Source organism: Alkalihalobacillus sp. BA299 (genome assembly GCF_017745675.1).
Taxonomy (GTDB): domain Bacteria; phylum Bacillota; class Bacilli; order Bacillales; family Bacillaceae_F; genus Alkalihalobacterium.
This window is the reverse complement of sequence record NZ_JAFLJM010000001.1, coordinates 116,346-137,070: the sequence shown is the minus strand read 5'-3', so window position 1 is coordinate 137,070 and position 20,725 is coordinate 116,346. Positions and strand designations below refer to the sequence as shown.

Sequence of the window (20,725 nt, the reverse complement as noted above, 5' to 3'; positions counted from 1 at the left end):
TTATAATCTTTGACCCTGTTCTAATCTACCTAAACGTCGTAGTTTTATATCCTTCTAAAATTTCATATCAAAAATATAAAAGGTTGCTGTCTCTATTTAACAGCAACCTTCTAACCTTTCCGTTATTCCATTAACGAATATTAATTAAATAATACGAGTTGTAACCATACCTTCAATTTGTTTAAGTTTTTCCTCTAATCCAGGAATAATATCACCGTTTACTTTATTATCAATATCGACCATCGTATATGCGTATTCTCCACGGCTTCTGTTTACCATGTCTGCGATATTTAAATCATAGTTAGAAATTGCCATTGTGATTTGTCCAACCATGTTAGGAACGTTTTTGTGGAACGCTGCTACCCGTTTCTTTCCTGTATAAGGAAGAGAAGCATTTGGAAAGTTCACTGAATTTTTGATGTTTCCTGTTTCTAAAAATTCTTTCACTTGACGAGCTGCCATTATCGCACAGTTTTCCTCAGATTCTTTAGTAGATGCACCAAGGTGTGGAATTGGAACTGTGTTTTTCATTTTTAACACCTTTTCATTCGGGAAGTCAGTAATGTATTTCCCTACTGTTCCATTTTCAAGTGCAACTTCCATATCCGCTTCATTCACAAGCTCACCACGTGAGAAATTCAAAATATGCACGCCTGGCTTCATGATACTAAACGTTTGTTGATTAAACATGCCTCTTGTGTCATCAGTTAAAGGAACGTGAACTGTAATATAATCAGAGTTAGCAAACAATTCTTCTATTGACATCGCACGCTGCACATTGCGAGACAAACTCCATGCTGTATCAACAGAAATGAACGGGTCAAAACCGATAACATCCATATCTAAATCAAGCGCATCATTTGCTACAAGCGCACCGATGGCACCTAAACCGATAACTCCTAACGTTTTGCCCTTAATTTCTTTTCCGACAAATTGCTTTTTACCTGCTTCTACAAGCTTCGGGATTTGATCGCCTTCACCTTCTAATGACTTTGTCCATGTGACACCAGCAAAAAGATTTCGAGATGAAGCCATCAATGAAGTAAGTACCATTTCTTTTACAGCATTCGCATTAGCACCTGGAGTATTAAAAACAACAATTCCTTGCTCCGTGCATTTGTCAACTGGAATATTATTAACTCCTGCTCCAGCTCGTGCAATGGCTTTTAAATTATCACCAAATTCCATAGTATGCATGTTAAAACTTCGAAGAACAAAAGCATCTGGATTTTCACTATCATTGTCAATCTTAAAGTTTTCTTTATCAAAAACGTTTAACCCACGCTCTGCAATATTATTTAAAGTTTTAATAGTTTTGATTTTATCTAAAGTAATTGTGCTCATTTTCATTTCTCCTTTTTTTATGAGAGTTTTTAATTTTTATGATTTACACATTTCATTAAGGGAACTTGCCACTATTTCAGTTTACGAAATCGCTATTACTATAATAATGGATTAAAAGTAAAATACTAGAATATCCCCTCCTAGAAGCAGAAAGAGGTAAGGGAGCTTTTAATCCCTTACCTCTGCCCAGGCGAACGGCTACGACACTATGTGCTCCCTCACGGTTATCCGCGTTTCGCCAGTTACACATAGCCTTTAGATTTGATCTTATCTTAACAAATTCTCCATTAATGTTCAACAGCCAAATTATGAATATTTTATATAATTTTAGAGTAATTGCCGCTTCTTAATGTAGAAAAAAAGTTTTCCCTAATCAGGAATATGACTGCTCGTCCAATTTATTAAATATGAAACTTAGGAAGACATCCAATTGGGTGGCGTATTTTTATCCCAATAAATTTTACCAAGGTCATGATGGGTTTCAAAATTATCCTTATAAGTATGGTAATGAAAGTCAAACCAATATCCTTGGTTTGGTGGGTGATCGCGACGGACATGGAAACGGTATAATTCCTCTCCATTTCTAATATCGAATACATGAAAGACCTTTTCCCCAAGACCTGCTGCAGGGTCACTCGTTATCGAAAAATTTCTAAGAGTCTCTACATCAGCGTTCATACTTATAGTTGTAATGGTTTCTTCAAGCTTAGGAAAAATCACTTGACGATATTCCTCTTCTACTTTTGATTTAATCCTCGTACCGAATTTATTCATCATTTGTATATCAGCTTGATAAAGTGTGTAATCCACCCACTTGGATAAAAGCACTTCACTTTCGGTTTCCCTTGCAATTTCTTGCCACGGAAGCTGTACCGAACTATTGGAATTTATATCTTCTTCTAGCTTAGCTTCTATTTGTGCTTCATCTGACTCTTGATCATCTTGCCTAATTTCTGAGTCTGAAGGTGACTTTGTATCCGATGCATTCGAGTTAAGATGGGAAGGCGGTACAACAGTTCCTAACGTTAAAATTGTGATGAGAACAAAAAATGATTTTCGTAACCAGTGCCACATATCTCTTTCCTCCAGCAAGGTTATTTACAAGACTAATACTTTTATTTTCTCATGATAAGGAATAGATTGCTAGAAATATCTAGTAATTTATGTAATTTTCAATACCTTTACATATTTGATATTTACTAGGTTAATGAGACGAATCATTAAAGCTGCAACTTTTTGAGGAAACAGAAGTGATTTTGAAAAATGAAGGGCACAAAATCCCCCATTACGGATTTTGTGCCTTTTATTATTAATAAGAATTAAGTTAAAGCAATACAAATGTTTTTCGCTTCGGTAAAGAATTCTAGACTATGATGTCCTCCTTCTCTACCAATTCCACTCTTTTTGAAACCACCAAATGGGGCGCGGAGGTCACGAACAAACCAACAATTTACCCAAATCGTTCCTGCACGCACATGGTGCGAAATGCGATGAGCTCGTTGTAAATTATCTGTCCAAACAACCCCGTTTAACCCGTAATCGGTATTGTTGGCTATTTCTAATGCTTCTTCTTCTGTGTCAAAAGGAATAAGCGTGACAATCGGACCAAAGATTTCTTCTTGGCAAATACGAGCATTGGGATTCGCTTGGAGATAAATTGTTGGTTCTAAATAGTAGCCTTTTTCTAAGTGAGCAGGAAGCACTGGTCGCTTTCCACCATAGACTAGCGTAGAATTTTCTTCTTTTGCAATTTCTATATAGCTCGTCACTTTTTTATAATGTTCAGCACTCACCACTGGCCCCATACTCGTAGAGATGTCTTGCGGGTCTCCTACTTTAAGTTCAGCAGCCGCTTTCTTAAAGCGCTCAACAAACTCATTCATAATAGAGCGTTGGACCAATATACGTGAACCTGCTAGACATACTTGCCCTGAATTTAGAAAAGCGGCTTGAATCGAAACGGGAATCGCTTTATCGAGATTCGCATCTTCAAAAACAATATTGGCGGCTTTTCCACCTAACTCAAAGGCCACTTTCTTTAACGTATCTGCACCATTTTTCATAATCGCCTTTCCAGTTGATGTCTCCCCCGTAAACGAAATGAGATCGACATCTGGATGACTCGTCATATATTCGCCAGTTGAATTCGGACCAAATCCTTGGACAATATTAACGACTCCGTCTGGAATCCCTGCTTCTTTTGCAATTTCTCCAAGTAATGATACGGTTAATGGCGTGATCTCGGCTGGTTTAATAACAGCGGTATTACCAGTTGCAAGGCACGGCCCGAGCTTCCAAGTGGTCAGCATAAATGGTAAATTCCAAGGGGTAATTAATGCAGCAACGCCAACAGGTTCATATCGTGTGTAATTTAAAAATTCCTCTCCCATTGGGTAAACTTCGCCACCTTGTTTTTCCATGAAGTCTGCAAAAAACTTTAAATTGTGGGCAGCTCTTGGAATTTCTTTTTCAAGGGCAACAGGGTACGGTTTTCCGACATCCATCGCTTCTAAGCGTGCTAGTTCTTCTTTCCGTTCTAAAATAATCTCAGCCATTCGGCGTATTTTCGAGCAACGCTCTGCTAATGACATCGTCCGCCACGGACCATGTTCAAATGCTCTCCTAGCAGCACGGCAAGCAGCGTCCACATCTTCATACGAAGCTTCATGCACACGGGCGATGACCTGTTGTGTTGCCGGGTTTTTGACTTCATAGGTTGAATTTGTGCTAGATTCCATGTATTTTCCATCAATAAAAAGCTTTACTTCCTTTATGTTCGTTTGTATGTCTTGCATCACGTTCACCCCTTCCTCATGTTTTGCTTTCGTTTTGTAACTGATTCTCCTGCTATTCCCCAATGGTCACTCGACATTTCTTGAATGAGGACACGGACATTTTCAATCGGTGCATCTAATACATCGGCAACTAAATGACTCACTTCTTGAATTAATTGCTCTTTTTTCTCCGGGGTGCGCCCTTCGAGAATATTAATTTGGATAAATGGCATCTGCAAAACTCCTTTCTGCCTCTTATTTCTGTGGAAAGGGGGACAGAGCTTCGGAACAAAGAGGAAAAACCCACGAAGTCCCTACGTCTATACCGCCTTCATTAAGCTTTGTGTAGCTTTAACGCATCATGTCCATATCCATCCTTGGTTGAGAGTAAACGCTCATGGATGTTGTTCCTAATTTGTAAAGCTTGCTTTTAGTGAACCCATTCTATCAAAGCTTACTGAGAAATGATCTCCACTTGTAATCGTAAACGCTTCAGAAAGAGCCCCACTTAAAACGACTTCACCTGCCTTTATACTTTGACCTTTTTTAACTAATTGATTAGCCATCCAGGCAACCGCTCTTGCGGGATGACCCATGACAGATGCACCTGCACTTGTAGCGACAATCTCTCCGTTCTTTTTAAACACCATTCCCATTAAACGTAAATCAATATGATCGACAGGGATTAGTTTTTCTGAAATCAAGTAACGTGATGAAGACGAGTTGTCCGCTACTACATCTGGAAGGGTGAAGCGAAAGTTACGATAGCGACTATCAATGATTTCCATTGCCGGAGTGATAAATGCTGTTGCCGCTAAAATGTCAGCTACCGTAATGATCGGTCCCTTTACTTCTTTATCAAAAATAAAGGCAATTTCGGGTTCGATTTTTGGATGAATAAAAGACTCTAATGTAACTTGCTCACCTTCGAATAATTGCATATTTTCAAGCAGGACGCCGTATGTCGGTTCATGGACCCCCATCATTTCCTGTTTCGCCCGGCTTGTTAAACCTAATTTTCTCCCTGCAATTTTCGTTTTTTCTTCCTGACACTTGATTTCAATTAATCTTTCTTGTACTTGATAGGCTAATTCAATATCAAGCTCTGAAAAACGATCAACGAACTTATCTACTTCAAAACGATCTCTTTCCGCTTTGTACAGTTCATCCGCTATTTGATTAATGACATCCGTTTTTATCATCGTTAACATCACCTCTTCATCGTATATCTAAACCGAGATTTTCTTTTCAGAGATTTGTCTCGCTACATCGTAAATGAGATCTTCTTGACCACCAACCGCTTTCATTCTACCTAGTTCTATTAAAATATCTCGTTCATCGACATTGAACTTTTCAGCTGCATCTTGAGTAAATAATAAGAAGCTAGAATATACGCCTGAGTAACCCATAATTAAACTCGAGCCTGTAATTTCTTGTGGGCGAGGCATGAATTTTGCAACGACATCATTGGCTACATCCATGATTGAAAACAACTGGATTCCTGTATTAAACCCCATTCGATCAAATACAGCTGCCATCACTTCGGTTTGCGTGTTTCCACTTCCTGCTCCAAGACAGCGTAAGCTTCCATCGATATACGTTGCCCCTGCTTCAACGGCGGTAATCGTATTGGCCATTGCTAGTGATAAATTGTTATGACCATGAAAACCGATCTCACATGATAAGTTTTCTTTAAGCGCACGGATTCTCTCTTTTACTTCGTGAGGTAGAAAAGCACCCGCAGAATCAGTCATATAGACGACTTCTGCTCCATAACTCTCGAACAATTTCGCTTGTTCAACTAATTTCTCAATCGGAGCCATATGAGCCATCATGAGGAAACCGACCGTTTTCAATCCTAGATTCCTTCCAAGCTCCACATGTTGTTTCGCTACATCGGCCTCCGTTACATGCGTAGCGACACGAACCATTTTTGCGCCTGCTTTTTTTGCATCTTCAAGATCTTCTTTGATCCCAATTCCTGGAAGCAAGAGAACTGATACTTTTGCCTGGCTGCATTCTTCTGTTGCCGCTTCAATGAGTTTTAACTCATTCACTTTTGAAAAACCATATTGCAAGGAGGACCCACCCAAACCGTCACCATGGGAAACCTCAAAGTATTCCACCCCTGCATTGTCTAATCCTTTCGCTACTTGACGTACTTGTTCTTCTGTAAACGCGTGCCTCATCGAATGACTCCCGTCTCGTAAGGTCACATCAAGAATTTGAAGATCACGTTTCATTGCTCTACTCCTCACTTTACGATTTTGATAGAAACACAGCATGGTTTGCTAAAAAATTGATGTCATATTTACTAGTCCTTTGCAGCAGCTTTATTTCATGAAAGGTGGAACAAAACTAGATTGATTTTGCATTTTTGCGATCTCATTTCCTACTTTTGCAGCAGCTGCTGTCATAATGTCTAGGTTTCCTGAGTACGGAGGAAAGAAGTCTCCTGCACCTTCCACTTCAATAAAAACAGATACTTTGTTTCCATCAAATACAGGTGTTCCGCGCATCCGATAACCTGGCACGTATTCTTGCACGGACTCGACCATCTTTTCAATCGATGCAATAATTTGATCTTCCCTACCGCGTTCTTGTACTAGCACGTGAATGGTATCCCTCATAATGATTGGTGGTTCGGCAGGGTTTAATATTATAATTGCTTTTCCCTTCTTTGCACCGCCAATTTTTTCAATCGCTCGGGAAGTTGTTCTCGTGAACTCATCAATATTGGCTCTTGTTCCAGGTCCTGCACTTTTACTCGCTACTGTCGCAACGATTTCTGCATACTCAACAGAGCAAGCTTGATCGATTGCATGAACGATCGGTATCGTTGCTTGACCTCCACAAGTCACCATATTTACATTTTCAGCGTCTAAATGTTCCCCTAAGTTTACCGATGGGACAACAAAAGGACCGATCGCAGCTGGTGTCAAATCAATGACTTTTTTTCCTAAAGGGACAAGCAGTTCATTATGACGAATGTGTGCCTTCGCTGTTGTTGCATCAAATACAATATCTACCATTTCCTGCATTTCCAATAATCCATCGATACCTCGATCGGTAATTTCATAGCTTCGATCTTTCGCACGTAATAAGCCTTCTGAATGTGGGTCAATTCCTACCATCATCTTCATTTCTAAATGTTCACTACGTTCGATTTTATACATTAAGTCTGTTCCAATATTTCCTGAACCAATAATTCCTACTTTACATTTCCCCACTATTTAATCCTCCTTGTATTCAAATGAGGCGGAGACCGAGCCAATATGAGCAAATTCAGCTGTAAACGTGTCACCGTCTTCAATCGGTACAGCTGCTGATAACGCTCCTGATAAAACGATTTCACCTGCTTTTAACGAAATGTCATATTTCGCAAGTGCGTTAGCAAGCCATGCAACTGCGCGAATCGGATTCCCCATAACAGCAGCGCCTGCAGCCGAATCTAAATATTCCCCGTTCTTATAAACAACCATGCCAATGTGCTGAAGATCGACATCTTCTAGTCGGGTTGGCTTCCCACCAATAATCATTTTCGAAGAAGATCCATTATCAGCAACCGTATCTTCAAACTGAATCTTCCAATCTTTTATTCTACTGTCAATCACTTCGAAAGCAGGTACGATATAATCCGTTGCCTCCACTACATCAAGGAACGTGACGTCAGGTCCTTTTAAATCTTTTTTCAAAACAAATGCAATTTCAAACTCTAGTTTCGGTTGAAGCAGTTCATCTAACCGAACCGTATCTCCTTCTACATACACCATATCGTCTAGTAAATGTCCGTAATCTGGCTCACTCACATTAAACATCTTTTGCATCACTTTACTTGTTAGTCCTATCTTTTTACCAACAATAATGGCGCCCCTTTTTACTTTCTCTTCAATTTGTTGTAGTTGAATATCGTAGGCTTCGTCGACAGTGATTTCCGGGAAAGTCTCAGTTAATGGCTCGATCGGTGTTTTGTTTTCTTCTGCGTCTAATAAGCGACTAGCTATCTCTTTTGTGTTCACTTCTTCACCTTCTTCCAATTCCATTCGTCCATTTTGATTTATCGTACTTCCTCTTGAACAGGTAACGTCCGATACTTGCCGCTATAATATAGAAGGGGTTCACCATCTACTAATTGAAGGTTTGTCACTTTTCCAATAAAAAGTGTATGGTCTCCTTCTGTATGTTCATTCACTACCTCACACGATAATTGTACGAGTGCTCCATCTAGTACCGGTAAACCATTTAATGTTGAAAAATTCACTTCTCGTTTCTCTTTTATTTGTCCAGCAAAGATCATTGATAAATCTTGTTGGCCAGAAGACAAAATGTTCACTGCGTACGTTTTACTCTTTCTAACTTTTTCTAACATCATTGCTCTTTCATCAATAGAAATCACGACAAGCTTCGGTTGGAGTGAGACAGACATAAACGCGTTTGCTGTCATGCCATGAACCTCACCATCCACTTCTGTCGTAATAATCGTGACACCAGTCGCAAACTTTCCCATTGCATTCCTAAACTGTTTATCCTCCATGATCATCCTCCTTAATTTACCCTCGTTAAAAATACAACTGAATTCTCATCCTTACCATCTTGCTAGCACTTACTAAGCTTGCTTATAAAGTTGATAGGAATACGCTTTCTACCCATTTAATAGCGTGTGCACTTCTTCGTTTTCTCCATTTAATAACAGCTCCCTAATTCGAGTCGATGAGATGACTCTTCCTTTATCACAACAAATTTTTTCAATGACCCGCACCGTAAACGAACGCTTTAAATGTTCAATACTACCGCTTCGATTGTTTCCAAAACGAAAATCGTTACCTACGATTATTTCTTGAGGGTTTAAAGAAGAGAGCTCTTCCATAAAATGTTGTACACTTCGGTTTAAATATTGCGCATTGAAATTGGCCACAATGACATGGTCAACTCCAAGCTTCACGATTTTATCGAACTTTTCTTCTATTGAACTTAGTGGTGTAGCGTTTTTAAAATAAACCCGTGGAGGTGGGTCAAAAGTATAGATAACACTAGGAACGTTTAGGTGTTTACTTTGCTCAACCATTTCACGGATAATCGTTTGGTGACCAAGATGAACACCATCAAAAGCACCAATAGCTATAATGGATGCACTCAATGAAAGTGTTCCAGCTTGATGGATGTGCACGAATTTCACCTACTTTCCATTAAATAGTTGTTGGGCCTTTCAAGTTTCTAACTTAGGTGGAGAGCCCCCCACCTGTTTTCCTAGTGTTCTTTCATACCTGAAGTTTATTGTTTAACCTTTAACAGGTGCTTTGTGTGGCGTTCCATATAAGAAATATTCTTCAGGAAGTGGAGAGCCGTACCAAATAATCCCTTTCTCAAGCTCATCCTCTCTCCAAGTTATTGGTTTCCAATCTGGATCAAAAATAAGATAGCCTGCATCCCCGAATAACTCGACACGATTTCCACCTGGCTCGAACACATACATAAAGTACGCTTGGCTCACACCATGCTTTCCAGGACCTGCTTCAATTTGAATACCATTTTCAACAAGTAAGTCGGCAACATCCATTAAATGTTGTGGGTAGCCGTACCAGTAAGCAATGTGATGGAAACGACCTTTTTGACCCGTCTGATCTCCCATAAGTGCCACTTCGTGAACGAGTGGACTTACACTCATCCATGCACCGATTTCTGTCCCATCATTCATAATGATGTTTTCGCGAAGTTTAAACCCTAATTCATCGTGCATAAATTGCTTATTTTTCGTAACATCACTACACATTAAGTTGATATGATCTAAGCGCCGTGCCGGAATTCCAACATTTGGCCGTTTTTGTGGACGGCTCTTTAAGAGTGTCTTCTGATCGGCTGGGGCTTGATAATAATCCACCTCCCAAAGAATTTCCATGTTATGACCGTCTGGTGTTTGGTACTGGTACGCTTGACCGTGACCCAGGTCACCTTCGATCCAGCCCTTGCCATAACCACTCTTTTCTAATGATTGAACTCTTTGATAAAGTGCTGATTCTGAACTTGCTCTCCAAGCCGTATGTGCCATACCTGCTTCTTTCGCTTCTGTAATTTTTAACGTATGGTGGTAAAAGTCTTCATACGCTCTGAGGTATACAGACTGCCCCACTCTCGTTGTTTCTTGTAAACCTAGAAACTGAGTAAAGAACTTTAACGTTTCTTCTGGTTTAGGCGTATATAACTCTACATGGGCTAATTGCGCTACATCAAAATTGGACATATTGAAAACCTCCTGTTTATAAACGATATTTTTATATTTTTTAGTTTTCTAACCTTTAATAGATTGCTTAAAGGTAATCATCGATTAAGGATATTTAGTAGGTTGAACAAATTCAAATTTAAAGTGATTTAAACTTACTACTATTAATAAAGTTCACATCGTCAGGGTTGATCCAAGTCGGATTTGTCCAGCCGTCCAAATCGTAGTCATTCATACATTGTTCTGCAAACGCTTCAAATTCAGCCGCTTTCCCTGATCCTTGGGCAGCAAACAATGTCTCTAACCTGATTCCTTCATGGTTTCCTGCATAATTTCGTTCATATAGTTCATGTCTTCCACCATACTCGGTTCCAATGGCATCCCATAGCAATTTAACGACTTTAATTTTTTCAAGTGCACTTATTCCATAGGAGCCACGATAGAACTTATCGATCGTTGGCCTCAGTTCTTCATTTTTAAAATCGAGTGCACTAGAAGGTTGTACGATCAAGTTGCCCCCTACTATTTGTTCAATAATGCCTTTGATTCGCGGCCAAGCTTCTGTCATAAATACTCTATAGGCCATTCCGCCCTCTAGTCTTGGGATTACAGTATTATTTGGTCCCTCTTCAGGATTAAGGGCCATGGCATCTGTTAATGCCCAAAATAAATTTCTCCAAGCGATAATCTCCCCAACGTTTGCCTGCACTCCTCTAAAAGTATCTGTACCTGCCGTTTTTATCGCTTTAAGCATAATTCCAGCAACTAAATCTAGTTTTACTGAGAGCCTTGTAGCGCCATGAAATGTAAAGCGATTGACAAAGCCACTCACATTGAAAAATTGATTTACTTTCTCAATATTTTTGTAAATTAGGACATTCTCCCACGGAATGAAAACATTCTCGAACACGAGTACCGCATCATTTTCATCAAATCGACTGCTTAAAGGATAATCAAATGGACTTCCCATCACAGCTGCATTCATTTCATAGGAGCTACGACTGATCAACTTGATGCCCGGCGAATTCATTGCTGCAATAAATACAACCGCAAATTCTTCTTTCTGTATTGGAACTCCATAATGACCGACAAAATTATAGTGTGTAAGCGCTGAGCTGGTCGCAACCATTTTCGAACCACTAACAATTATGCCTTTGTCCGTCTCTCTCTCGACTTTTATAAACACGTCTCCTGCCTCATGAACAGGTTTATTTCGATCAATTGGAGGATTTACAATCGCATGGTTGAAAAACCAATTTCTCTCTTGTGCTTCCTTATACCAGAACGCTGCATTATTTTCATAAGGAGCATAAAAATCAATATGTGAACCTAATGTCCCAAGAAATGATGCTTTGTAATCAGGTGTTCGCCCCATTTGGCCATACGTTAATTTTGCCCAAGCTGCAATGGCATCGCGATCCTCAATTAAATCTTGTGGAGTCTTAGGTGCACGAAAAAACTTGTGTGTGTAAGAGCCTGTTCCTGTATCTGTCTTTGTTGTTAACACCGCTTTCGTCTCATCGTCATGAAGTGCGTCATACAATCTAGCAATCGACCTGGCCGCATTTCGGAACGCTGGATGAGTCGTAACATCATTTACCTTTTCTCCATGGAGCCAAATTTCTCTACCATCTCTTATACTTTCTAAATATTCTTCCCCCGTTAATGGTCTCCTCAATTTTTGTTCTACCGCCAAATCAACTACCTCCTTCAACTTTTTAAATAATAAATATGGAACCTCATTTAAAGCGCTTACAAACATTCGATGTCTCGTTCCTTGTTTTCAATAATACATTTTTGATTGAATATTTATAATTATCTAAAAATATGGAGTTTTACTTTTTTACTATCAAAACTAGAAAGTAATTGAACAATGCCAAGAATGGTGAGCATCCATTAAATACTAACCCTATATTGAGTTCCATTTTTTAAAAGCAAAAAAAAACGAGAAATCATCTCGTTTTTTCATTGAGTTGCTCTATTTTTTGTTTATCTCTATTTCAACCAACTTATGAATTCAGCGCCTCAATAGCATAAAAAGTTTGAATCGCAATCTGACCATGAAAACTGCCTTGCCCTGTCTTAAAATCTATATCGCACAATGACTTTATTTTATCTAACCGATAGCGAAGACCAGGTATAGATAAATTTAATTCGTTTGCGGTTTGATTTAAATTACCATTATTATCTAAATAACTTTTTAAGGTCTGAATTAAATTTGAATCACTATTTTTGTCATACTCTATTAATCTTCCGAGTGTTTTTCTGCAAAAGTTTAACAATTCCTTCGGTTCCATACTGTTTAAAAATAACATGATCGGATCTAGCTGTTCATAAGCTGCTACTTTATTTTTCATTGGATAGGCAAGATTTAAAAAGTTACTTATATGAAATGCATCTTTATAACTGTCTCCTATCTCATTAATAGAATCTGAAACTCTCCCTGCCCCCATATAAAAATGAATATGATTTATATTCTTCTCAATTAAATTTTTAATTTTATACAAAAACTGAGTCACAGACAAATCATCCTCTGAATTCTGTTGAAACATCATAACGACGTATTCTGCTTTCATAAAAATTTCAAAGTGAGGATAAGCTTTTGTCAATAACCGACGGATATCTTCATTATTATATTCATGTACACTTCTAATCACAATGACACGATTTTTCTTTTCAAAATTAAATTCAAATAGATGGTTTGCTTTTTGTAATTGCTGTTTCGTATCGTATTTATTATCAATTAGTTCTTCAAAAAAGTTTACTTTTTTCTGCCATAGTGACTGAGCAATAGATCGTTGTGTATACATCTGAATAGACAGTACAGACAACGCGCTTTCAATAATCATTCGCTCTTCTTTAGTAATCGGTTCTGAACTGATTACTATTAATCTACCAAGACAAATATCATTAGACATAATTTTAAATATATGCATGTATTCATGGGAGAAGCTTTCTTTTCTCTTGCATTTTTGATAATTCAGAAAATCAGCCTCATTAATAAACGTTGATTCAAGTGGATTGTTTATTCCTTCTCTATCAATCACTACACTTTTTTCTAAAGCATTAGCTATAACATCGATTAAATAGGATAGGTCTTTACCTTCTAATAATAAACTTGTTAAATGTTTATTAAATTGTTGTGAACGAATGATTGCATGGTTTAATGAATTAACTTCTTTATACATTTTATCTAATTCAGTAACAAGTGACTCTTCTTCATAATAACGTAATATTTCACGATATTCTGGTTGACAGTGTTCGACGGTTTGAGCTACAAAATAGCAGCTTTCATCTCCTCTTCCTATACAACTTTTTTCATATATGACGACTTTCTTTCCAAAAACTCTTTCTAAAAACCCTGTTGCGTATCCTACTAACATCCAACAAACCGTTTCATCACTAAACCCGAAATGACGAATATGTTCCTCTGCTTCAAATGAATAACGCCAGTAACCAGACATATACAATTGATCATCACTAAACTCCAGTTCATCTGGTTCTGCAGTAACAACACCTTCTAACGTATGAATGGCTGGGCCCGCTAGAATCAGTTCCTTTTTTGACTTCCAATCATACATTTTTTCTATTGACTCTCCATCATTGTAACCACTTGTCCAACCATAGCGGAGCAAGAAACCTTTAGCACGTTCCATACCTAAAGTCGCCACTAAGTCTCTACGCAAGAAACCAAGCGCCTCAACTGACATTAATGCCATTCTTTTTTCATTGAGTTTAATCGTCCCCATTCTCGGATTAACATCGATGGAATTTTGAAAAAGTAGATGGTGTGCTTTCATCTCCAGTTTCATCATCTCCTTTGTAAAATTTAAATTTTAATAGAGTAAAGAGAAGATTTATGTACTGTTTCTATTCGTTTGAAAGCGTTTACATACTTTTTTCTATAATAACAGAATTAATAGTGTTTTCACACTACCAAAAGATATAGTCCTTTTATAAATCACTTTATGTTTTGTATAGTTTGATATCAGTATCATAAAACGCTTTTACTTATTGCAGATTGCTGCTATTTTAAAATCAGTTTTAAATCTATGGTACTATCCTACAACTTTATTAACTTTAAAACCAATCATTTATATTCCTCCTACAACTTATGCTATTCTAAAGCTATCGTTCTTTATTGCAAACTGGCATTATTTGGACAAAAAGAACACTTCTACTAATATTATTAAAAAGAGGTTTCTAAAAAAAAAGAGGAGGCATTTCATGAAAAACGATAAAATCAGAGTTGGAATTATTGGAACAGGCTTTGGGGCAAAGGTGCATGCGCCGATCATGCAAAACCATCCCGATTTTGAAGTGGTATCAATATCAAGTGTTCATCGTGGCAGTCTAAACGAAGTAAAAGGTGAAACAGGTATTAATGCGGTTTATGATGACTGGAGAAAGATGCTCGAACGAGAATCTTTAGATCTTCTCTCTGTTGCATCGGCACCTTATTTACATTTTGATATGGTGATGGAAGGATTGAAACGCAACCTACATATTTATTGTGAAAAGCCAATGGCCTTTGATGCAAATCAATCGAAAGAAATGCTTGAGTTCAAAAATCAGGCAGGTTTGTTTGGCTTCATTAATTTTGAATTTCGTTTTTTGCCCGCTAGACAAAAGATTAAAGAAATCTTAGCAAGCGGTCAACTCGGAGAAATTTTACACATACATTATAAAAGTAACTTCAATGGATACAAGAGGCTTAAAAATAATAAACGTGGTTGGCTTGGTCAAGAACAATTCGGTGGTGGCATGCTTGGTGCGATTGGTTCGCATATGTTTGATTCGCTTTTATGGTGGACAGGACAATCCGTGAAAGACATTTATGGGCAACTTCCAATTCATATTCCTTCGATCACAAAGGATGGTGAAACCGAAGTACGCACAGCTGAAGATTCATTTCAAACAATAGGTACTTTAGAAACGGGAACTTCTTTTACCGTTGAGTTAACGTCTGCCACACTTCATCGAACCAATCAGTGGCGTTTAGAAATATTTGGCACAAACGGAACGCTCGTTATGACTGATGATCAGCGTGTAGAAATTGCGATTGAGGATGGCAAACTCACTAAAGTCAAACTCGCTGAAAAACTCAAGGAACCAACAAACCTTTCAGATCGAGCATTAGCGTATTACCAACCCTTTTACCCGATGTTAGACGCAATGTCGCAAACGATTCGTGAGAATACCCTTCATCCGCATGTTCCAACGTTTGAAAATGGTCACGAGGCGCAACTCATTTTGGATGCGATACGCGTGTCTGCAAAAGAAGGAAGAAAAATCACTTTATAATCATAATCAGCACTGCCATTTCTTCCAATTTCATCAATAATAAAAACCAGTTCCTGCTCAATTCTGTGTGGATTACAGTTTTGGACAGAAACTGGTACTTCTATTCTTTTCCTTCAATTTTTAATGACGAACATCAAAAACTTAACTTAAGGTAATGAAACTCCTCGAGAACTAACATATAGAGAGTACCATTCATCACGGCTTAGTGTTAGATTTGTAGCCTCAGCACATGCCTTAATTCGAGTTGGGTTTATTGTTCCAATCACGGGTTGAATCGCTGCTGGATGGCGCATGAGCCATGATAGAACTATAGCTTCAGTTGACGTTTGTTTCTCTTCTGCTAATTTTTGTACAAGTTGAGCAGTTGCTTTCACTTGCTCGCTTTCGTTATCAATATTTCGGCCAGAATACAAGCCTTGTGCGAGTGAACCCCACGCTTGAAGTTGAATGTTCTCCATTTGGCAATATTCAAGCGTACCTTCAGGAAAAATATTATCACGAGCTGCCAATTGGTTTACGTGAACACCAGTTTCAAGCCATCCTATTATTTGTAAACTCATTTCTAATTGATTAACAATGATCTTTTCATGACAATGCTGTTGCAGTAATCGAATTTGACCAGCACTCATATTGGATACACCAAAGTACCGAACCTTTCCTGAAGCCTTTAATTGATGGAATGCCTCACCAACTTCGCGAGAATCCATTAATGCATCCGGACGATGTAGCACTAGGATATCTAAATATTCAATTCCTAGTCTTGAAAGTATTCCATCAACACTCGCGATAATATACGATTTAGAAAAATCATAACGCGTAGGAATTCCTAACTCTTCATCTGCAAAACGAATCCCACATTTTGATTGAATAATGATATTTTCACGAAGCGTCGGTCTCTCCTTTAATACTTGCCCAAAAACAGATTCAGCTTTACCGAAAGCATAAATATCTGCATGGTCGAACATATTTATATTTGAAGACAATGCTGCTTCTACTGCTTCATGCGCTTCCTTTACATGTTCTGGTTGTATCGCATTACGGTCCCATCCGCCGCCTAGCCCCATGCAGCCAAAAATTAATTGACTGGCATCTAGCCCGTTGTAACTTATCGGTAGTTTTTGCAAGATACATTCATCTCCTATGAAATAAGATTGAAAAGGTTTTTACTAAAATATCGCTAATAAAAAAACTTAATCAAAATCACCCTTAAATCGAACGACGGAATTTTTCAATAAAACGATTTGGATATTCAACAGGAAGTGCACTCACTTCATCTAAAGCTTGTATATGTTCAGCACTTAAATGCCACCCAATGCTTCCCATGTTTTCTTCAAACTGTTCAAGAGTACGTGCTCCAAAGATTGGAGACGTAATACCTTCTTTACATAGAAGCCAATTTAAAGAAACTTGCGCAGGTGTTTTATCGATTTCTTGAGCAATTTCTTCAACTTTTGCCACGATGTTAAAATTTTTATCAAGAGCTTTATTCTTCCATTCATATTCTCCAGTTAAGCCTTGGGAAAAACGACCGAAAGAAGGCTCAGCCACCGATTTATATTTTCCTGATAAAAAGCCCCCTCCGAGTGGAGCCCAAGGGAGTACCCCCACGTTTTCCTCTAAACATAACGATAGCACTTCTCGATCCATTTCACGACTTACTAGACTATATTGAGGTTGAATGGAAATAAATCGGGCATAGCCTCTAAATTCACTAATGGATAATGATTTCATTAATTGCCAAGCTAAAAAATTAGAACAGCCTATGTAACGCACTTTGCCGGATGCGATGAGATCATCTAAAGTTCTTAATGTCTCTTCTATAGGAGTAAGGTGATCCCAAACATGTAACTGATATAAGTCGATGTAATCTGTTTTCAAGCGACGAAGACTTTGTTCAACACCTTCCATGATCCGTTTTCTAGAATAACCAACATCATTTGGATGCGGCCCAACTTTCATTCTAACCTTTGTCGCTAATACGACCTCGGAACGCCTGTCTTGAATCGCTTTACCGACAATTTCTTCTGAAGCTCCTTCCACGTATACATCCGCTGTATCAATGAAATTTCCCCCATAATCAAGGAAACGGTGAATCATGGAGATCGATTCTTCTTCACTTGTCGCTTTCCCAAAAGTCATTGTTCCTAAACAAAGGTTGGATACTAACAATCCACTCTTTCCTACTGTACGATATTCCACTTATTATCAAACTCCTTTCACACTTTATTATACTATAAGCACTACTACAACAGCTGTCGTAACTCTTCAGTCATTTGCTCCACTAACTCTGGTCTCCCGTAAAATTGAGCTGGAGTATTTTGAAACAATTATTCCATGCTTCCATTAAGGGATGATAAACATCCTGTAATTCCTTTAAATCAGAGTGACTTATAAAAAAATACTCCTTATATTTTTCTAGTTTATCGTAAAACAAAAAAAGGGCATATTCAATCATCAAGGTAATTGATGTATTTTTTTCTTTTTATTTATATAGCTTGTAAATGTCAAGCTTTTGATTATTCTAGTGAATTCAAAATAGAAACGAGTTAATAATATATTAAATAAATCGTAAATGCCAATACTATTCGATAGATAGCAAATGGAACTAGCTTTATTCGATTAATTAGCTTTAAGAAAAACCGGATGGATATTAATGCAAATATAAATGCACTTATAAATCCTACAATGAAGAAAGGTAATGCTTCTAACGTAAAGTACTGCCAATTTTTTAACAGTGATATACTGCTGGCACCTAACATGATTGGAACCGCCATGATAAATGTAAAGTCAGCAGCTGTACGGTGACTCATCCCTAGTAAAACACCACCAGATATGGTCGACCCTGATCTTGAGAACCCAGGCCAGAGTGACAGACATTGAATACATCCCACCAAAAATGCCTGTTTAAATGTGATTTGATCAATTGTCAGTATTACAGGGTTTTTACGGCTGAATCGATCAGCGACTAGCATTAATATTGCACCTAATACTAACCCTATTAACACAGTCGTTAAGGAAAATAAATATTCATCAATATAATCCTCAAAAAATACTCCTAGCACGCCTGCTGGAATAAGTCCAACAATGACATGTGATAGCTTCAGACGCTTTGTACGTTGAATCGTTTTTTTATTGAATTTGTTTAAACCTAATAAATCAACAAATCGGTCTTTAAATACGACAACGACAGCTAATATCGAGCCCAGCTGAATGACGATTTTAAAAGTATTAGCAACATATTTTGTTAGAATTTGTTCTGACTGTAACCACATATCATCAACAATAATCATATGTCCAGTTGATGAAACCGGGGCAAACTCTGTTAATCCCTCTACCATGCCAAGAATAATTGCTTTAAGTAGCGTAAAAATATCCATCACACAAAACTCCTTATTTAATCTAAAAGTCTTTCTTCAAAAAATTATCTTGCTGTTGAACCATTCAAAAAACTAAAAAACCTTTACCGTAGTAAAGGTTCTTAATAATATAAAAGACCCTTACTCTGACGTAAAGGTCTTGCTAACAACCTGTTTAGGTTGCCAACATAGCCGAGAGTAGTCACTCCGAAATGACGACCATGCTGTAAAAGCTACTCCCCTTTAGGAGAATTATAAAGTTTGTAGCTTCATCATAAGTGGGTCTTTCCCTATTGTCAATTAAAAATTTTTAATAAAAAAAAGTCACCAACGAATATAATACAATTGTTATACCAGCCGCAATTAGAGCTGGTTTTAACTTATATTTAGCATAGTCGATTACGGAGAGCTTTAATATTTTTGCAATCGTATTTGTATCATCACTTAAAGGTGAGGCAAATGCTCCAAAAGAGCCACTTGCAAAGACAGCACCAATAACTAATGGTAGAGAAACGCCACCTACATTCGCAAGTGATATACCAAGAGGCATTAAAATCCCCCATGTCCCCCAGGCAGACCCAATAAAATACGATACGGCTGCGCCAAATACAAATATTAATGGTGCGATGAATAACTGCGGAATCCAACCTGAATGAGCAGTGACAAAGCTTGAAAAACCTAAATCATCCGTAATAGACGACAATCCCCACACGACAGATAACAATAAAATTACTGACATTAATTCGTTGCCACCGTCAATAAACCCAGTAATTAGCTTACGAAGTTCAAAGCGTTGCAATAAGTAAAAAATAATAGACATAAGTACAGTAATAAGTAACGCTACGACCATTGCATCAAGGACATCGGCTTTAATAAAGGCTTGAAAAAAACCAAAACCTTTTACATGACCGTCCCACCAGGTGAGAAACAGTGTAAGACTTATAACTAAAACTAATGGAAGAAGGAGATTCCACGGTTTAATCGGTAACTCTTTTGCGACAGCAGGATGGCAATCATGCCAATCCTCTTCCTCCTCTTCTCCCGGTTTCTCAGCGATATATGTAGGCGCATGAGACTTTGTTTTGGAATGATGAAAAAAACTTAAATAGACACCCAATACAATCGTAACGATTGAAAAAAAGTTAAACGGGATGCTTTGAATAAAGAGTGAATATGGATCTAGTTCAATCCCTTGATTTTCAATGGCGATTTGAATAATGGAAACCATATACCCTACGAAAGCTGTGGCAACAGGAATTAATACAATAATCGGAGTTGCCGTTGTCTCTATGACAAAGCCAAGCTCTTCTGTTGTCATTTTAACTTTTTTTAGTAACGCTCTCATAATCGGAGCAATAGTGACAAAACGAAAAGTAGGAGCAGCAAATGTTCCAATTGTTGATACATAAGTTAAAAGTAAAGCTTGCTTTCTTGTTTGTATTTTTTCTGAGGCCTTTTCAACAAATCCCCTAATTCCACCAGTCATTTTAATCATGCCAACAAGGCCAGAAAATGCATATAAAAAGACAATAATTTTGATATTGTTCGTATCAATTAATGCTTGAACGATGTAGACGAATAATGTTTTTACACCACCAATGATAGCCGGTTCCATAATATAAGAGCCAACCAATAAACCAAGAAAAAGAGCGGGTAACACTTGTTTTGTATAGATTGCTACTGGGATTACAACTAAAAAGGGAATAATCGAAAACCAGCTTGCTTCCATC

Annotated in this window: 18 protein-coding genes, 1 pseudogene and 1 riboswitch; of the genes and pseudogenes, 1 reads left to right on the top strand and 18 read right to left on the bottom strand. The window is 37.9% G+C overall.

The annotated features are described in order from the left end of the window. Positions 1–144 precede the first annotated feature (144 nt). The 13 genes from J0N78_RS00615 to J0N78_RS00555 form a co-directional block, all read right to left on the bottom strand. A complete protein-coding gene (locus J0N78_RS00615) occupies positions 145–1,344 on the bottom strand; it encodes a phosphoglycerate dehydrogenase (RefSeq protein ID WP_209121072.1) in 1,200 nt (399 codons plus the stop codon). A gap of 177 nt (positions 1,345–1,521) precedes the next feature. Continuing rightward, positions 1,522–1,600: riboswitch (ZMP/ZTP riboswitch) on the bottom strand. A gap of 158 nt (positions 1,601–1,758) precedes the next feature. Then, positions 1,759–2,418: a YpjP family protein gene (locus tag J0N78_RS00610; RefSeq protein WP_209121071.1), complete on the bottom strand. Its 660-nt coding sequence runs from the start codon at positions 2,416–2,418 to the stop codon at positions 1,759–1,761. A 245-nt stretch (positions 2,419–2,663) separates the two neighbouring features. After that, positions 2,664–4,139 carry an aldehyde dehydrogenase gene (locus J0N78_RS00605; protein WP_209121070.1) on the bottom strand — a complete coding sequence of 492 codons (1,476 nt, stop codon included), beginning with the start codon at positions 4,137–4,139 and terminating at the stop codon, positions 2,664–2,666. 5 nt (positions 4,140–4,144) lie between these two features. Beyond that, positions 4,145–4,351, bottom strand: a complete 207-nt coding sequence (locus tag J0N78_RS00600; RefSeq protein WP_209121069.1) for a 4-oxalocrotonate tautomerase — start codon at positions 4,349–4,351, stop codon at positions 4,145–4,147. Between the two features lie 177 nt (positions 4,352–4,528). Then, a complete protein-coding gene (locus J0N78_RS00595; protein ID WP_209121068.1) occupies positions 4,529–5,320 on the bottom strand; it encodes a 2-keto-4-pentenoate hydratase in 792 nt (263 codons plus the stop codon). A 27-nt stretch (positions 5,321–5,347) separates the two neighbouring features. After that, positions 5,348–6,361, bottom strand: a complete 1,014-nt coding sequence (gene dmpG / locus J0N78_RS00590) for a 4-hydroxy-2-oxovalerate aldolase (RefSeq protein WP_209121067.1) — start codon at positions 6,359–6,361, stop codon at positions 5,348–5,350. Positions 6,362–6,451: 90 nt separating this feature from the next. Next, on the bottom strand, positions 6,452–7,348 hold the full coding sequence (locus J0N78_RS00585) for an acetaldehyde dehydrogenase (acetylating) (RefSeq protein WP_209121066.1): 897 nt from the start codon (positions 7,346–7,348) through the stop codon (positions 6,452–6,454). 3 nt (positions 7,349–7,351) lie between these two features. Beyond that, positions 7,352–8,137, bottom strand: a complete 786-nt coding sequence (locus tag J0N78_RS00580; RefSeq protein ID WP_209121387.1) for a 2-keto-4-pentenoate hydratase — start codon at positions 8,135–8,137, stop codon at positions 7,352–7,354. A gap of 38 nt (positions 8,138–8,175) precedes the next feature. Further along, complete coding sequence (locus tag J0N78_RS00575) at positions 8,176–8,652, bottom strand: flavin reductase family protein (protein ID WP_209121065.1); 477 nt, start codon at positions 8,650–8,652, stop codon at positions 8,176–8,178. Positions 8,653–8,760: 108 nt separating this feature from the next. Further along, positions 8,761–9,285, bottom strand: coding sequence for an FAD synthetase family protein (locus tag J0N78_RS00570; RefSeq protein ID WP_209121064.1), 525 nt, complete (start codon positions 9,283–9,285; stop codon positions 8,761–8,763). Positions 9,286–9,396: 111 nt separating this feature from the next. Beyond that, on the bottom strand, positions 9,397–10,356 hold the full coding sequence (locus J0N78_RS00565) for a catechol 2,3-dioxygenase (protein ID WP_209121063.1): 960 nt from the start codon (positions 10,354–10,356) through the stop codon (positions 9,397–9,399). 118 nt (positions 10,357–10,474) lie between these two features. Beyond that, positions 10,475–12,031, bottom strand: a complete 1,557-nt coding sequence (locus J0N78_RS00560; protein WP_247747039.1) for a 4-hydroxyphenylacetate 3-hydroxylase N-terminal domain-containing protein — start codon at positions 12,029–12,031, stop codon at positions 10,475–10,477. A gap of 313 nt (positions 12,032–12,344) precedes the next feature. Next, complete coding sequence (locus J0N78_RS00555) at positions 12,345–14,147, bottom strand: XylR N-terminal domain-containing protein (protein WP_209121061.1); 1,803 nt, start codon at positions 14,145–14,147, stop codon at positions 12,345–12,347. A 415-nt stretch (positions 14,148–14,562) separates the two neighbouring features. Between J0N78_RS00555 and J0N78_RS00550 the strand changes: the two genes are divergently transcribed. Next, positions 14,563–15,639 (top strand): Gfo/Idh/MocA family protein, encoded by a 1,077-nt coding sequence (locus tag J0N78_RS00550; RefSeq protein WP_209121060.1) that lies wholly within the window; start codon positions 14,563–14,565, stop codon positions 15,637–15,639. A gap of 146 nt (positions 15,640–15,785) precedes the next feature. Here J0N78_RS00550 and J0N78_RS00545 read toward each other — a convergent pair whose 3' ends face one another. The 5 genes and pseudogenes from J0N78_RS00545 to J0N78_RS00530 all read right to left on the bottom strand — a co-directional run bounded on the left by J0N78_RS00545 (position 15,786) and on the right by J0N78_RS00530 (position 20,724). After that, positions 15,786–16,766, bottom strand: coding sequence for an aldo/keto reductase (locus J0N78_RS00545; protein WP_209121386.1), 981 nt, complete (start codon positions 16,764–16,766; stop codon positions 15,786–15,788). 79 nt (positions 16,767–16,845) lie between these two features. Further along, positions 16,846–17,838: an aldo/keto reductase gene (locus J0N78_RS00540; protein WP_209121059.1), complete on the bottom strand. Its 993-nt coding sequence runs from the start codon at positions 17,836–17,838 to the stop codon at positions 16,846–16,848. A gap of 44 nt (positions 17,839–17,882) precedes the next feature. Then, positions 17,883–17,966 (bottom strand): annotated as a pseudogene (locus J0N78_RS25565) (SgcJ/EcaC family oxidoreductase); the annotation flags it as partial. Between the two features lie 219 nt (positions 17,967–18,185). After that, positions 18,186–19,016, bottom strand: a complete 831-nt coding sequence (locus J0N78_RS00535) for an undecaprenyl-diphosphate phosphatase (protein WP_209121058.1) — start codon at positions 19,014–19,016, stop codon at positions 18,186–18,188. Between the two features lie 289 nt (positions 19,017–19,305). Continuing rightward, a complete protein-coding gene (locus tag J0N78_RS00530; protein ID WP_209121057.1) occupies positions 19,306–20,724 on the bottom strand; it encodes a Na+/H+ antiporter NhaC family protein in 1,419 nt (472 codons plus the stop codon). Position 20,725: the final 1 nt, after the last annotated feature.